This window comes from Longimicrobium sp., from assembly GCA_036389795.1.
Taxonomy (GTDB): Bacteria; Gemmatimonadota; Gemmatimonadetes; order Longimicrobiales; family Longimicrobiaceae; genus Longimicrobium.
On the sequence record DASVWD010000218.1, the window covers coordinates 44,500 to 59,714 of the forward strand.

A 15,215-nucleotide genomic window follows, 5' to 3' on the forward strand; every position below is an offset into this window, starting at 1 on the left:
ATCAGCCCGGCGCGGTTTTCCAGGCCGTCCACGCCACACCGTCGGTCAGGGTGGAAGGAGCCCCGATGTCGCCCTTCGTCCGCAGGACCGCGCGGCTCACGGCAGCCGCGCTGGCGCTGGCCCTCGCGGCCGCGCCGGGACCCGTGCACGCCCAGTACTTCGGGCAGAACCAGGTCCAGTACCGCAACTTCGACTTCCGCGTGCTGCGGACGCCGCACTTCGACGTCTACTTCTACCCCGAGGAGGAGGCGGCCGTCCGCGACGCGGCGCGCATGGCCGAGCGCTGGTACGCGCGGCTGTCGCGCATCCTCGACTACGAGTTCGAGTCGCGCCAGCCGGTGATCCTCTACGCCGCCCACCCGCACTTCCAGCAGACCACCGCGCTGGGCGGCGAGGTGGGCGAGGGCACGGGCGGCGTCACCGAGGCGTTCAAGCAGCGCGTGCTCCTTCCCTTCGCCGCCAGCTACGAGGAGACCGACCACGTCCTCGGCCACGAGTTGGTGCACGCCTTCCAGTACGACATCTCGGGGCTGGGGCGCGCCGGGGGCGGGCTGGAGGAGGCGTCGCAGCGCTTCAACGTGCCGCTCTGGTTCATCGAGGGGATGGCCGAGTACCTCTCGGTGGGGCCGGTGGACCCGCACACCGCCATGTGGCTGCGCGACGCTGCGCTCACCGGGCGGCTCCCCACCATCGAGCAGCTGAACTACGACCCCAGCTTCTTCCCCTACCGCTGGGGGCAGGCGCTCTGGGCGTACATCGGCGGGCGCTGGGGCGACGCCACCATCGGGCAGATCCTCAAGCAGGTGGGGCAGGGCGTGCCGTTCGAGGACGCCTTCCAGCGCATCCTGAACTCCGACCTGGAAGAGATCGTCCGCGACTGGCAGGAGTCGATCCGCCGCACCTACCTGCCGCTGATCGCCGAGCGGCGCGAGGCGCGCGAAGAGGCGCGGCCGCTCGTCACCCGGCGCGAGCGCGGCGGGCGCTACAACGTCTCGCCCGCCCTCTCGCCCGACGGGCGGCGGGTGGTGTTCCTCTCCGAGCTGAACTTCCTGGACATCGAGCTCTTCGTGGCCGACGCCCAGACCGGGCAGGTGCAGCGGCGGCTGGTGCGGGGCACCTCGTTCGACCCGCACTTCGGCTCCCTGCGGTTCATCAACTCGGCCGGCACCTGGTCGCCCGACGGGACGCGCTTCGCCTTCTCGGCGCTGCGCAAGGCGCAGGACGTGGTGGTGGTGCTGGACGTGGACCGCGCCCGCATCGTGCGTGAGTACGAGGTCGACGGGGTGGACGAGATCACCAACCCCACCTGGAGTCCCGACGGGAGCACCCTGGTGTTCTCGGGGATGAGCGGGGGCGTCAGCGACCTGTGGGCGCTGGAGCTGGCCAGCGGGCGCTCGCGCCGGCTCACCAGCGACGCGTACGCCGACATGCAGCCGGCGTTCTCGCCCGACGGGCGCACCCTGGCGTTCGTGACCGACCGCGGGGCGGGGACCAACCTGGAGCAGCTCACCTACGGCAACTACCAGGTCGCCACCATGGCCTGGCCGGGCGGCGAGATCACCAGCCTGAGGGGCTTCGAGCGGGGGAAGAACATCAACCCGCAGTGGGCCTCCGACGGCGCGAGCTTCTACTTCATCTCCGATCGCGAGGGGATCTCCAACGTCTACCGCTACTACCTGGCCGACGGGCGCACCACCCAGGTGACCGACCTGTTCACCGGGGTGAGCGGGATCACCGACCTCTCGCCCGCCATCTCCTCGGCCACCCGGGCGGACCGGCTGGTGTTCACGGCGTACGAGCGGGGCGTGTACAACATGTACGCGCTCGCCGACCCCGCCGAGCTGGCCGGGAGCGCGCCCCGGGCGCCGCAGGTGGCGCAGGGGGGCGACCCGCTCCCGGCGGTGCTGCCGCCCAGCCCGCGCCCCACCGAGCCGGCGTACAACCGGGTGCTGTCGCTGCTGCGCAACCCCGAGTTCGGCCGCCCCGAGCCCTCGGCCGAGCAGACGTACGCGGCGGCCCCGTACCGGGCGCGGCTCTCGCTCGACTACCTGGGGCAGCCCTCGGTGGGGGTGGCCGGGAGCACGGGCCCGTACGCCCGCGGCGGCGTGTACGGCGGCGTGGGGGCCATCTTCAGCGACATGCTGGGCCGCCACACCGTGTACGGCGTGGTGCAGGCGCAGGGGCAGCTCGACGAGATCGGCTTCAACGTGGTGTACCTGAACCGGCAGAACCGGGTCAACTGGGGCGCCGCCGCGCAGCGCGTCCCCTACCTGGCGGGCGGGCGCCGCACGGTGCGCGAGGGCAACGAGCTGCTCGACCAGGTGGTGATCTACCGCTACTTCGACAACAGCGTCTACGGCATCGCCCAGTACCCGTTCTCGCGGGTGCAGCGCGTCGAGGCGGCGGCCGGGGCGCGGCGGATCACGCAGGACCTGCAGATCCGCGAGTACGTCTACCAGGCCGTCACCACGGGCGGGCAGACCGTCTTCCAGGGGCCGGTGGACTACCGCGAGCGCGAGGAGCCGCTGGAGTCGTTCAACCTGGCCGAGGGCTCTCTGGCGCTGGTGTACGACAACGCGTTCTTCGGCTACACCTCGCCGCTGGCGGGGCAGCGCTACCGCTTCGAGGTGGCGCCCACGGTGGGCGACCTGCACTGGAACTCGCTGACGGCCGACTACCGCCGCTACCTGTTCCTGCGCCCCTTCACGGTGGCGTTGCGCGGGCTGCACTTCGGCCGCTACGGCCGCGACGAGGCGATCCCCAGCGCGATCTTCCTGGGCTACCCCTCGCTGCTGCGCGGCTACGGCTACGGGAGCGTGGCCGACGGCTGCATCGCCGAGCTGCAGAACTCCCCCGACGGCGGGTCGGAGTGCGAGGCGTTCGAGGAGCTCTTCGGCAGCCGCGTGGCGGTGGCCAACTTCGAGGTGCGCCTGCCGCTGATCCGGCAGCTGATCGTGGGGAACACGCTGGGGCTGCCCCCGATCGAGGCGTTCGGCTTCTTCGACGCCGGCGCCGCGTGGGGCAAGCTGCGCGACCGCAGCGACACCCAGACCGTGACCAACTTCAACTTCGACTTCGGCGTGCAGCCGGGCTTCGAGGAGCGCGGCATCCTGGCCAGCACGGGCGTGGGCACCCGCGTGAACCTGTTCGGCTACCTGATCCTGGAGGTCGACTTCGTGCGGCCGCTCCACCGCGACAAGGGGTGGCACTGGCAGTTCGCCTTCCAGCCGGGCTTCTGAACGGCAAGTGCGAAGTGCGAAGTCCTGAGTGCTAAGTGCTCGAATGCAGAGTGCGTGGGTGCGGCTCCGGCCGCATCCACGCACTCTCGCTTTCTCCCGCTCGGCAACTGCCGCGAGGCGCAGGACTTCCCGGATCTCCCGCACTTCGCACTTCGCACTTCGCACCTCGCACTTCGCACTTCGCACTTCGCACTTCGCACTCCCGTACTTTCGTACTCTCGTACTCCCGTACTATAATCCCGCCCATGCCTGAGCAAGCGCTCACCGACAGCAAGGAAGCGCGGCGCCGCGCCATCCTCGACTCGGCGGTGCGGGTGTTCGCCGAGCACGGCTTCTTCGCCGCGCGCATCCGCGACATCGCGGCCGGGGCGGGAGTGGCCGAGGGCACCATCTACCTCTACTTCGACGGCAAGGACGACCTGCTGCTCACCGCCTTCCGCGAGAAGGTGGCCGAGTTCGTCTCGTCCGTGCGCCAGGTGCTCGACTCGGGCGAGCCGTTCGAGCGGCGGCTGGCGCGCTTCATCGAGATGCAGTTCGAGAGCATCGAGGCCGAGCCGCAGCTGGCCACCGTGCTCCTCCTGGAGTCGCGCCAGTCCAGCAAGTTCTACGGCGGCGCCGTGCGCGACGTGCTGCGCACCTACGCCCAGGCCATCGACGAGCTGATGATGAGCGGCGAGGCCGAGGGCGCCATCCGCGCGGGCGCCGACTTCCCCCTCGCCCGCCGCATGCTCATCGGCTCGCTGGAGGAGATCGAGCTGGAGTGGCTCCTGGGCGAGCGCACCCGCCCCCTGGTCCCCCTCGCCCCCAAGCTCGCCGCCGCCTTCTACCGCGGCCTCGCCCCGTAAGCACTTTCGCACTTTCGCACTTTCGCACTCACGCACTGCGGTTTCCGGGCATGTCCCTCCGCTGCGCTCCGGGCCGGGCTGCGCGCGCGGTAGGGCACGATACGACCGTGCCCAACCGCGCCGGGCCACCGCCGCCACGATACCCCCTGTGGCGGCGGCGTCCCGGCCCTGTCGGGCGCGCATCCCTCATGCGACCGCGAACGGCCTTCGCCCCGGGAATCCGGGAAGATCAGCTGGTGTTTGCCGTCATTCTGCCCGGCCACACCGAACCAGCATCCGGACGGATCGCCCCAGGGCCGAAGAATCTTCTCACCCCGGCAGGTGGGTGGGGCGCGGCAGCGGCACGGATCCCGGCCCCGGCTCATCCCTCGATCGTCCAGGCCGTTCCCCGGAACCCGGTCCACCGCGACCCGTGCGGCGACGCACGCCCGGTTGTTGCGTCGCGGGAGCGCGGGTGCTACAATACCGCCGCTTCCGGGGCGACCTGAACGAGCGAGCCGAGCAACCGCCATGGCAGACCTGAACGTCCAGCGCGAGCGCGAGTCCTTCGAGGACGACTACTCCTGGTGGGAGGTCGTCTACTGGCTGATCGGCATCCTGATGATCCCGCTGGTGCCGATCCTCATGATCGCGCTCTTCGCCCCCTACAGCGGCGTCGGCAAGTAGGCGCACCCGCTCGACAGACGTGGCGAGGCCCCGCCCGGGATCATCCCGGCGGGGCCTCGCTGTTCCTTCGCACTTCGCACCTCGCACTTCGCACTAGTCGTTCACCGCTGCCGTCGCTCCTCCGCCGAAGCTGCACCGCCGCACCACCTCGCGCGCGTGCTGGGCGGTGGGGCCCGGGTTCACCCGGCGCGGGCCGCTGCTGCGCGGGCGCGGGCGCCCGATCACGTCGGTGGTGTCGTACGGGCGCGGCCGGCCCCCGGGGGGACGGGGCATCGGCTCCGGCCGCGGCCCCACGGCGCCCACCCGGCGCCCGCCCTCCGCGAAGCGCTCCGCGTACACCCGCAGCTTCTGGTCGCGCTCGCGGTCCACCGCGACGGTTAGGTAGCCGCGCGTGTACTCCCCGTCCGCGCCGCCGCGGTCGAAGTCCTGCGAGGCCCGCAGGTACTCGCTGGGCACGTCCAGCGAGCTCACCGCGTAGCCGAGGTCGCTCACCGCGCGCTGGGCGCAGCGGAACGAGTCGCCGTACGCCGTGCCCTGGGCCGAGTAGGCGTCCACCCCCGGGTTGAAGACGCTGCACCCGGCGAGGGCCAGGACGAGCGGGAGAGAGGTCTGTCTGCGCATGGTGCGGCTCCGGTTGGGTGACTCGGCTCACTGCGCGGGAACGGCCTGCACGTCGGCGGTGAGGCGGGCGCTCGCGGCGTGGGGGGCCAGCCGCCGCACGTCGCCCATCTCGGCGCCCCACACCCGGCGGTTGAGGATCAGCGTCCCGCGCGGGGCCAGGGTGACGGTGCCCAGGTCCACCGTCTCGGCCACGGCGCCGTCGGGCCCCAGCACCTCCACCCGCACCCGGTGCTCGCCGGGCGGCAGGGTGAAACGCGCCACCGAGATGCGGTCCGGGAGCAGCGACCAGCTGCGCGTGTCGGCGCGCTCCAGGGCGTTGCCCACCAGGTTGCCCACGCGGCCCACCAGCCAGCCCAGGCTCTCGTCCTCCTTCTTCGCCTTCTTCTCCATCTCGCGCACCGCCAGGAACTTGACGATGCCGCGCCCCACCAGGCGGGTGAACACCCCCGGGCGCTGCCCCGTCCAGCGGCGGAACATCACCGCCGAGAGGTCCTGCACCACCGGCCCCTCCACCGCCTGGCTGTCCACCAGCACCCGCACCCGCGGCGCCTCGGCCGCCTCCAGCCGGTACTCGGGCCAGGCCAGCTTCATCACGTACGCCCCGTCCAGCGCCGCGCCCAGCTGGAAGGCCGGGTGCTCGTCCAGCGCCTCGCCCCAGTACGCCTGCTCGGAGAGGTTCCCCACCAGCCGCCCGACCACCCCGGCGGCGGCCTCCAGCACGCTCCCCTCCTCGCCGCCGTCCAGCTCCTCCAGCTCTTCGGGGAAGATGGGGACGTGGATGTCGGCGTGCGCCCGGTGCGCTACCCAGCCGTTCTCGACGAAGACCACCAGCTCGGCCGCGTCGCCCGCGCCTCGGACGTCGGACGCCAGCCGGTAGCGCGACGCCGCCGAGTCGGCCACCTCGCGCACCCCCGCCTCCAGCGCCGCACGGTAGAGGTCGAGCCCCAGCCACTCCGGCGCCCGCGCCTCGTCGCGGCCGTCGCACGCCAGGAAGGACCGCTCGGCGTTGCGGTACGCCACCAGCGCGTCGCCGCGCTCGCCCGCCCCGCGGAACGTGGTCCCCGCCAGGTAGTGCACGAAGCCGTCGCCCACGCACGGCGCACGGTCCTCGGAGAGGCGGCCGAGCGTCGCCGCCGCCTTGCGCGCCTCCACCAGCGCGTCGTCCGCGCCGCCGATCGCCAGGTAGTTCAGCAGCCGGTAGTAGGGGATCATCGCCAGCTCGCCGGGGGGCGGCACGTACTCCACCACGGCGTCGTTCAGCAGCAGCGAGCCCGCCTGCCGCGACAGGCTGCGCGTCCAGCGGGCCTCCGCCTCGGCCTCGGCCCAGGCGAAGGCCGCGTTGCTCTCCTCCCACTTCCCCGCGTGGTGCAGCACCACGCCCAGCTGCAGCTGGCGCAGCAGCTCGTCGCCCGGCCTCACCCGCGAGCGGGCGTCCAGCAGCAGCGCCGCCGAGTCGGGCTTCCCCTCCATCAGGTAGTACCTGAGCCACGCGTCGGTCTCGCCCAGCGTGCGGGAGAGGAGCGGCGAGTTCGAAGGAAGCGATTCCGGCCGCGGGCGCGCCGGGTACCCCGAGCGCCCCGCGCACGCGCCGAGCGCGGGAAGGAGCAGGGCCGCGGCGAGGGCGGCCCGGGCGGCGCGCCGCGTGGGGCTCATCGCCCGCCGCGCTCCAGGACGATGATGCGGCTGCGCGCCTCGGCGATCGCCGCGGCCATGCCGGCGTAGACCTCGCCGTAGGCGCGGATCCGCTCGATCTCCAGCTGGTGCAGGAAGAGCCGGTAGCGGATCGCCGCCTCGTACGGCCGGAGCTGCTTGTCGAGCGCCCGGGCGATGCGCAGCGTGGTCTCGGGGTCGTTCGGCACGATCACGTCCGCCCGGTCGTAGCGGTCGAGCGCGCGCCGGAAGTCGCCCGCCAGCGCGAACTCGTCGCCCTCGCGGCGGAGCGCCCCGGCGCGGGCGCGGGCCTGCGCCTCGGGCGTCGCGTCGGCGGGCGAGGCCACCAGGCGCACCCCCTGCGGCTCGCGGTAGGCGTAGCTGCGGACGCGGCCGTTCTCCAGCGTCACGTACGCGACTTCGGCCACGGCGTCGCGCGGGCCCCGCCCCTCGTCGCGAGGGGTGAGCGTGGTGACGAAGCCGCCGCCGCGCTCCTCCCAGGCCACGGCCGAGGTGTGGGTGGCGGCCAGCACCTGCTCGCGGGTGAGCCCGATGGCCAGCTCGCCGCGGGCGATGGCGTCGCACGCCGCGCCCGAGCACGCCTGCAGCGCGCGGGCGATCGCCTGGTCGTGCTCGGCGGCGATCCGCTCGCGCTCGCTGCGCCCCTCTGCGTGCGCGCGCTCGACGGATTCCGGGGCGGTGGAGGGGACGATGGCGCCGTTGGGCTGCACGGCGCGCACGGGCTGCATCCGCGGCGCGCACGCGGCGGCCGCGAGGGCGAGCGCGGCGGCGGCTGGGATCCTTCTCATCTCAGGAGTCTCCTGCGAAGGGTTCGCGTCGCCGCGGGGCTAGAGGCGGAAGCGGGGCCGCTCGACGAACTTCTTGATGCGGTGCTGCCCGGTCCACGTCTTGGCGTTGCTCTCCAGGTCCACCAGCGTCATGTCGACCTGGTAGTAGACCACGCGGCGGCCGCCCTCGCGGTCTTCGATGGAGCTGATGTCGCCCTGGAGCATGTACTGCGCGCCGCGCTCCTTCCCCAGCCGGGCGCGGGTGTCGGCCGAGGCGTGCTCCTGCTGGTCGAGCCGCTCCTCGCGCACCTCGCCGCGCTCCTCGGCGCTGGCCACCACCTGCACCTGGCCGCTGGCCAGGTAGGCCCGCTCCAGCTCGCGCACGAAGGTGGTGACGGGGATGTGCTCCATGCTGCGGTTGCGGATGCTGCCGACGATCACGGTGGGGCGGCGGCCGGCGTTGGCCTGCGCGTACTGCAGCGCCCAGCTCTGCCCGAACTGGCTCTCGAAGCTCTGGTGGATGATGGCGTCGGCCACCTGGCGGCTGTCGACGTCGTTCCAGCGCCCGGAGAGGTCGATCTGCTGGTCGGGCGAGATGCGGGTGACCTGCGTGGCGCAGCCTCCCGAGACGAGGACTACCGCCAGGGCGGCGGCCGCGCGAAGCGATGCGCGTGCGAGCGGGTTCATCGGGTCTCCACGGACTGGGTTTCCTGCGGCGGGTGGTGTTTCAGACGGCGCGGCGGGCCTGCATCGGCCGTACCGGATTTGCGGCCGAAATCATCTCGTTTGCAAGCAACGACTTAGCTTTTTCGCTCGACGGGCGTCCAGCCGTCGGTGTCATCGCCGGTGGACAGGCGTTCGCGGCGGAGGGACACGGGCGATGGCGTCGGACGACCGTCTTCCATCATCCACGCCGACGATCTCTCACTCGAGATCCGATGAACTGCATGTCTCACGCAGAGTCAGCAGAGTTAGCAGAGGAACCCCTGTTGTTCTCTGCTGACTCTGCTAACTCTGCGTGAGGCTTTTCAGTAGCAGGATTCGCAATCGGGACTGTCTTGGGCGGAATGGCGGATCTCGCCCTACGTGCTGAAGGCGGGCGGGGTGCGGCGGTGCCAGTCGGTGCGGCGCTGGTACTCGGCGGCGAGGGCGATCAGCACGCCCTCGTCCCAGGCGCGGCCGGTGAGCGAGAACGAGGTGGGGAGGCTCTCGCGCCCGAAGCCGTTCGGCAGGGCGATGCCGGGGAGCCCCAGCAGGTTGGCCGCGCCGCCGATCGGCTCGCCGCCGCCACGGGCGTCGCTGTAGGCCTCGCTGAACTTCTTCCCCACCGGGTAGGCCACCGTCGGGCGGGTGGGGTGCGCCAGCGCGTCGAAGCCGCCTTCGACGAAGAAGCGGTCCATCGCCACCGCCGCGGGGGTGCGGATGCGCATCGCCCGCAGGTAGTCCTTGGCCAGCACCACCTGCCCCGGGTAGCCGCCGATGCGGTCCTCGGGCGCGGTGAGCTCGTGCACGCGCCCCGAGTCGACCAGCTCCTCGAAGATGCTGGCCGCCTCGGCGTCGATGATGATCCCCGCCGCGGCGCCGTAGGGGAACTTCGGCAGGGTCACGTCGCGCACGATCTCGGCGACGTCGGAGAGCGCCTCGACCGACGCGGCGAAGTTGCGCTGCACCTCGGGCTGCGAGCCCTCCGCCAGCCCCTTCAGCACGCCGATGCGCGGCTTCCTCCCGGCCGGGAGACGCGCGTCGTGGCGGTACGGGCGGTCGGCCGAGGCCTCGTCGAGCGGGTCGGGCCCGGCGACCGCCTGGAGGATGAGCCCGCAGTCCTCGGCCGTGCGGCAGAGCGGGCCGATCTTGTCCATCGTCCACGACAGCGCCATGGCGCCGGCGCGGCTCACCCGGCCGTACGTCGGGCGCAGCCCCGTGACCCCGGAGAACGCTGCCGGGGTGGTGATGGAGCCCCACGTCTCCGAGCCGATGGCGAAGGGGACGAGCGCGGCCGCCACCGCCGCGCCGGGGCCGCTGGACGAGCCGCCGCTCCAGTACTCCGGGTTCCAGGGCGTCCTCCCCGGCCCGGTGAACGAGGCGTTCGCCTGCTCGTAGCCCATCCTGCCCGCCAGCTCCACCGAGGCCAGCTTGGCCACCAGCACCGCGCCGGCCTCCTTCAGCCTGGCGACCACCGTGGCGTCGCGGTCGAAGCGCTGCTCGCGGTACGGCTGCGCCCCCCACGTGGTGGGGTAGCCCGCGGCGGCGATCAGGTCCTTGGCGCCGTACGGGACGCCGTGCAGCGGCCCGCGGTAGCGCCCGGCGGCGATCTCGGCCCTGGCGGCGCGCGCCTCCGCCAGCGCCCGCTCGCGCGTGAGCGTCACCACGGCGCCGAGCCGCGGCCCCAGGCGCTCCAGCCGGTCCAGGTACGCTTCCGCCAGCTCCACCGGGTCCAGCCGGCGCGAGCGGAGCTGCTCCGCCAGCGCGGCGACGGGGAGGTAGAGCGTCTCGACCGGGATCACCGCCCACCTCCGCGGTAGGCGCGGAAGGCGAACGGCGGCTCGGTGGAGATCGGCAGCTCGAACTCGCGCAGCGTCCTGGCGGCGCGCAGGTTCCCCTCGATCCCCCTGCGCACCTCCTCCCACTGCTCGGCAGTGAGCCGGTCGCGGTACTTCGCCCGGAGCGCCTCCATCAGCTCTTCGGCCACGGGGTCGCGCTCCTGCTCGTTCTGCCGCTGCGGCGGCGCGGAAGGCGCCGTCGGCGTCCCGCCCGGCGCGGCGGCAGCCGGAGCGGGAGCCGGCGACGGCGCGGGCTCGGGGCCGCCGGACGCGCACGCGGCCAGCGGACCCAGCACGGGCGCCACCGCGGCCGCGACGGCGGCCTTCGCGAAGTCGCGGCGGGTGGGGTTCTGCGGTGTCTCGGTCATGCGGATGCGGATGGTGGAGGAGACAATGGTGGCTCTCCCTCGCGCTCAACCATCCGCCGGCGGATGATGGGGGAGGGGAAAAAGGCCGATCCAATTTGCGATGAGGACCGTCAACTCGCGAAAAGTGAGCTTCGCCGGATCGAGCCGCAACTCTGTGCAGTACTGCGGCAGCTCGCGGCGGAACTCCCGGTAGCGCCCCACCAGCGCCTCACCGCCTGGCAGCAGGACGTCCGGTGGACAGTGCGTGGAGAGGAAGTCCCGCACCACGTGGATCGCGCGGTCGGCCTTCCGGCCATGAGCCCGGATGTCCTGGCCCGCGATGTCGGAAAGGAACTTCTGGTAGCGGTACCGCTCGCTGTCGAGCACGACGCACGCCTTCCGCCGGTGCTCCTGCGCGCCGAACGCCTTCGCCCCCATGAAGATCCCGAACTCGAAGGGCATGTTGAAGCGCGGGAGCCGGTTGGCCCTGTCGAGCTGCGTGCGGGAGATGTCGTGGATCGCGAGACGGCACTGCCGGATCATGCCGTTGATCTTCTCGATCCGCACCTGGCTGCTGTCTTCCGACTCCAGCGCGCAGCGGGGATAGAAGCCGCAGTCGTAGACGGCAAAAACAACGGCCTCGAAGAGAGGCCGGTACGCGGAATCGAAAGGGCAGTTGAGGAAGACGCTACTGTCGTAGCTGGGTGGCATACGATGTAAGCACGGGTGGGCAGCCTGCGCCTACGGCGCAAGCTCGGCGGGACGGTTCTCCTGGCTCTTGCGCTTCTTCCGCTTCGCCTCCGCTTCAGCCCTCACCTTCAGGATCGCCTTACGAGCCTGTGCGGACGTGAGGGTCTTGCTCTTGTGCGGGGGCTGCACGGTACGGAGAACCTTCTTCATATCTCCCTCTCGTGATGGAGTCTCCATAAGCTAGCACGACCGGTCGTCCATTTCAAGAGGAGAATGACGAACCAGCACAACACTTCTTTCCTGTCAGTGCTCCAAAACGGACACGGGCGAGACGATCGCCCGCAGGCCGGCGCTCACAGGCCGTACTCCTTGAGCTTCTGCCAGAGCGTGGTGCGGCCCATCCCCAGCGCGGCGGCGGCCTTCGTCCGGTTGCCGTTGGCCTCCTCCAGCGCGGTGCGGATCGCCTCGCGCTCGCGCTCGGCGTCGGGGGCCTGGTAGCGCTTCGCCGGCTCGGGGGCCCGCGCCTCGGCCTTCTTCCCGTTCCCCTCGTGCGACACCGGCTCGGAGACGGGGCCCTCGCGCACCTCCTCGGGGAGGTGGCAGGGGAGGATGCGCTTGCCGTCGCAGACGATGCAGGCGTACTCCACCGCGGTCATCAGCTCGCGCACGTTCCCCGGCCAGTCGTAGGCGCGCAGGACCTCGACCGCCTCGTCGGAGAGGCCGGCCACGCGGCGGTGCGGCTCCACCCGCTCGTTCCAGCGCGCCAGGGCGGCCGCCGCCAGCGCCGGCACGTCCTCGGGGCGCTCGCGCAGCTCGGGGACGCGGATCTGGAAGACCTTGAGGCGGAAGTAGAGGTCCTTGCGGAACTTCCCCTCCTCGGCCATCGCCTCCAGGTCCTGGTGCGTGGCGGCGACGATGCGCACGTCCACCTGCACCGGGCGGCTGGTGCCCACCCGCACCACCTCGCGCTCCTGCAGCACGCGCAGCAGCTTGGCCTGCATGGCGGGCGAGACGTCGCCGATCTCGTCCAGGAAGATCGTCCCCCCGTTCGCCTCCTCGAAGAGCCCCTTGCGCTCCGACACCGCCCCCGTGAACGCGCCGCGGGCGTGGCCGAACAGCTCGCTCTCCAGCAGCCCCTCGGCCAGCGCCGAGCAGTTGACGGCCACGAACGGCTTCGACCGGCGCGGGCTCTCCTCGTGGATGGCGCGCGCGATCAGCTCCTTCCCCGTGCCCGTGGCGCCGCGCAGCAGCACGGTGCTCTCGGTGGGCGCCACCCGCGCGATAGCGCGCAGCACGTCGCGCATCTTCGGCGTGTTCCCCACCAGCCGCGCCGCGCCGGCGCCCAGCACCGGCTCGCGCCGGGCCAGCACCGCCTTGATCTTGGAGCGCAGGACGGCGTTGTCGCACGGCTTGGTGATGTAGTCGTCGGCGCCCAGCTTGAGCGCCTGCACCGCGCTGTCCACGGTGGCGTAGCCGGTGAGCATCAGCACGGGGACGTCGTTCCCCGAGCCGCGCAGCTCCTCCAGCACCGAGAGCCCGGTGCGCCCCTGCATCTTCAGGTCGAGCAGCACCATGTCGTAGTGCTCGCGGCGCAGGCGCTCGAGGCCGGGGTCGCCCCCCGGCTCGGCGTCCACGTCGTAGCCCTCGTCGGCCAGCAGCGCGCCCGTTCCCACGCGGAAGGCGCGGTCGTCGTCGATGATCAGGATCCTGGGCTTTTCGGTCGTCACCACGGTGCGAAGTCCTGAGTGCGAAAGTGCGAAAGTGCTCAGGCGGCGGCCGCGGCCGCTTCCTCGTCGGGGCGCGGCTCGCCGGGGGCGGCGGCCTCGTCGAGCGTCTCGCGGGGGAGCCGCACGGTGAAGCGGCTCCCGTCGCCCGGGCGGCTCTCCACCGAGAGGCGGCCGCGGTGGCCGCGGATGATCCCCTCCGACACGAAGAGCCCCAGCCCGATCCCCGCCACCCCCGGCTTGGTGGTGTAGAACGCCTCGAAGATGTGCGGCAGGTCGGCCTCGGCGATCCCCGTCCCCGTGTCCTCCACCACCACCTCCACCGCGTCGGCGTCGGCGCGGGTCGACAGCCGGAGCCGCCCTCCGCCCGGCATGGCGTCGAGCGCGTTGTTCACCAGGTTGGCCAGCACCTGCTGCACCCCCTCGGGGTGCACCACCACGCGCGGCAGGTCCGCCGCCAGGTCGGTCTCGGCGCGGATGCCGCGCGCCTGCAGCTCGGGGCCGGCCAGCGTGAGCACCCGGTGCACCAGCGTGTTCAGGCTCACCGGCTGGGCGGCGTCGGAGAGCGGCCGGCTCTGGTCCAGCAGCTGGCGGGTGAGGGTGGCCATGCGCGCCAGCTCCTCCTGCGCCAGCTCCAGGAACTCGCGGTTGGGGTCGCCGGGGTCGCCGCGGCGCTCCAGCGCCTCCAGGCAGTTCTGGATGTTGTAGATCGGGTTGTTGATCTCGTGCGAGAGCTGCGCCACCAGCCGCCCCATGGCCGCCAGCTTCTCGCGGTGGATCATCTCCGCCTGCGCCGAGCGCAGCCGCGCGTCGCGCTCGGCCAGGGTGCGCCGCATCTCGCCGAAGGTGCGGGAGAGCTGCCCGATCTCGTCGCCCGAGTCGCGCGGCAGGGGCGCGTCGTAGTCGCCCCGCGCCAGCCGCTTGGCCGCCTCGGCCAGCGCCTGGGTGGGGCGCGCCACGATGCGCGCCACCAGCGCCGCCAGCGCCACGGCGGTGAGCAGCGCCAGGAAGCCGATCCCGAAGAGCGACTTGGTGATCCCCTCCGCGATGCGCAGCTCCTCGGCCACCGGGCGGAAGACCGCCACCCGCACCGGAAGTCCCGCCCCGGGGACCCGATAGATCCGCGACAGGTAGGTCTGCCCCCCCACCGGGTAGCGCTCGGTGGCCCCCTGCGGCTGCCCCACCACCGCCCGGCTCAGGGCCTCGACCTCGGCGCGCGGGGCGCTGTCGGGGTCGAAGGTGAGCCCCACCACCGACTCGCCCACCAGGAGCGCCAGCTCGGCGTTCGACTCGGCGAGCTGCTTCTTGAGCCCCGAGGCCGAGAGCCGCTCCCCCACCCCCACCCACCCCAGGCGGACGGTGTCGCGCGACGCCTCGCGCACCGCCAGGAGGAGGGGGAGCCCCGAGTCGGGGAGCACCACCAGCGGCCTCCCCCCGGCGGCGGCCGTCTCCAGCACCTCGCGCTGGAGCTCGGGCCCCAGGAGCGTGCGGAAGGTGGTGTCGACGACGACCACCACCTCCTTGTCGGCATCGTTGCGCAGGCGCCGCTCCAGGGCCCGCTCGCGGCCGGCCAGCCAGGCGGCGGTGGCGACGGAGTCGGCCGCCTTCACCTGCACCTTGTCCTGCAGCCCCTCGGCGCGGAGCGCCCAGTAGCGCAAGAGCTGCGCGCCGGCGTTCTCCACGTCGGCGGTGGCGCGCTGGTACGCCTGCCGCTTCACCGCGTCGGCGATCAGCAGGAGCGCGGGGACCACGATCAGGAGCGCGGCCCCGGCGAAGAGGAAGAAGACCTTGACGCGGAGGGAGAGTCCTCGCATGGCACCCTGCGTTTTCCCGCGGGAGCGGCGTTCCGTCCGCTGCACGGCCGGACGCCCGCGTTCACTGAACGCCCGCCGGGTGTTCACTGAACACCCGCCGCAGGCTCCGGAACGGGGGGACGGACGCCCCCGGACGCGCTCCCCGATGCGTGGAAAGTAAGCAGCGGCGCCACTTTCCGCCACTGCGCCCCACCCTGGCCGACCCCGGCACACCCGTTGCCCCTACCCGGGGCCCGGCCGCGGACCCACTGCGAAAGGGGCGCCGCGGGACCGAGGGACCACCCGGCCGGC

General features: G+C 72.5%; 13 protein-coding genes. 3 read left to right on the plus strand and 10 right to left on the minus strand.

Translation table 11 applies throughout. From position 1 onward, the window contains the following. The first annotated feature begins 65 nt into the window (after window positions 1-65). The 3 genes from VF746_25520 to VF746_25530 all read left to right on the plus strand — a co-directional run bounded on the left by VF746_25520 (window position 66) and on the right by VF746_25530 (window position 4,750). Window positions 66-3,239, plus strand: coding sequence for a hypothetical protein (locus tag VF746_25520; protein ID HEX8695801.1), 3,174 nt, complete (start codon window positions 66-68; stop codon window positions 3,237-3,239). Between the two features lie 245 nt (window positions 3,240-3,484). Next, window positions 3,485-4,084, plus strand: a complete 600-nt coding sequence (locus VF746_25525; protein ID HEX8695802.1) for a TetR/AcrR family transcriptional regulator — start codon at window positions 3,485-3,487, stop codon at window positions 4,082-4,084. 510 nt (window positions 4,085-4,594) lie between these two features. Then, window positions 4,595-4,750, plus strand: a complete 156-nt coding sequence (locus VF746_25530; protein ID HEX8695803.1) for a hypothetical protein — start codon at window positions 4,595-4,597, stop codon at window positions 4,748-4,750. Between the two features lie 93 nt (window positions 4,751-4,843). Here the strand turns inward: VF746_25530 and VF746_25535 are convergent, their stop codons facing one another. From VF746_25535 to VF746_25580, 10 genes are all read right to left on the minus strand, one after another. Then, the gene (locus VF746_25535; protein HEX8695804.1) at window positions 4,844-5,371 is read right to left on the minus strand and encodes a hypothetical protein; all 528 of its coding nucleotides are present in this window, start codon (window positions 5,369-5,371) and stop codon (window positions 4,844-4,846) included. A gap of 27 nt (window positions 5,372-5,398) precedes the next feature. Beyond that, complete coding sequence (locus tag VF746_25540; protein HEX8695805.1) at window positions 5,399-7,024, minus strand: hypothetical protein; 1,626 nt, start codon at window positions 7,022-7,024, stop codon at window positions 5,399-5,401. Continuing rightward, a complete protein-coding gene (locus VF746_25545; protein ID HEX8695806.1) occupies window positions 7,021-7,830 on the minus strand; it encodes a hypothetical protein in 810 nt (269 codons plus the stop codon). The genes VF746_25540 and VF746_25545 overlap by 4 nt, the downstream gene beginning before the upstream one ends. Window positions 7,831-7,869: 39 nt before the next feature. Then, window positions 7,870-8,496 (minus strand): penicillin-binding protein activator LpoB, encoded by a 627-nt coding sequence (locus VF746_25550; protein ID HEX8695807.1) that lies wholly within the window; start codon window positions 8,494-8,496, stop codon window positions 7,870-7,872. Between the two features lie 395 nt (window positions 8,497-8,891). Beyond that, the gene (locus VF746_25555) at window positions 8,892-10,313 is read right to left on the minus strand and encodes an amidase (GenBank protein HEX8695808.1); all 1,422 of its coding nucleotides are present in this window, start codon (window positions 10,311-10,313) and stop codon (window positions 8,892-8,894) included. Further along, window positions 10,310-10,717, minus strand: coding sequence for a hypothetical protein (locus VF746_25560; protein ID HEX8695809.1), 408 nt, complete (start codon window positions 10,715-10,717; stop codon window positions 10,310-10,312). Before VF746_25560 ends, VF746_25555 begins: the two co-directional genes overlap by 4 nt. A 45-nt stretch (window positions 10,718-10,762) precedes the next feature. Then, complete coding sequence (locus tag VF746_25565; protein ID HEX8695810.1) at window positions 10,763-11,407, minus strand: hypothetical protein; 645 nt, start codon at window positions 11,405-11,407, stop codon at window positions 10,763-10,765. A 30-nt stretch (window positions 11,408-11,437) separates the two neighbouring features. Beyond that, window positions 11,438-11,596 (minus strand): hypothetical protein, encoded by a 159-nt coding sequence (locus tag VF746_25570; GenBank protein ID HEX8695811.1) that lies wholly within the window; start codon window positions 11,594-11,596, stop codon window positions 11,438-11,440. A gap of 143 nt (window positions 11,597-11,739) precedes the next feature. After that, complete coding sequence (locus tag VF746_25575; protein HEX8695812.1) at window positions 11,740-13,116, minus strand: sigma-54 dependent transcriptional regulator; 1,377 nt, start codon at window positions 13,114-13,116, stop codon at window positions 11,740-11,742. A 35-nt stretch (window positions 13,117-13,151) separates the two neighbouring features. After that, window positions 13,152-14,924, minus strand: coding sequence for an ATP-binding protein (locus tag VF746_25580; protein HEX8695813.1), 1,773 nt, complete (start codon window positions 14,922-14,924; stop codon window positions 13,152-13,154). Window positions 14,925-15,215: the final 291 nt, after the last annotated feature.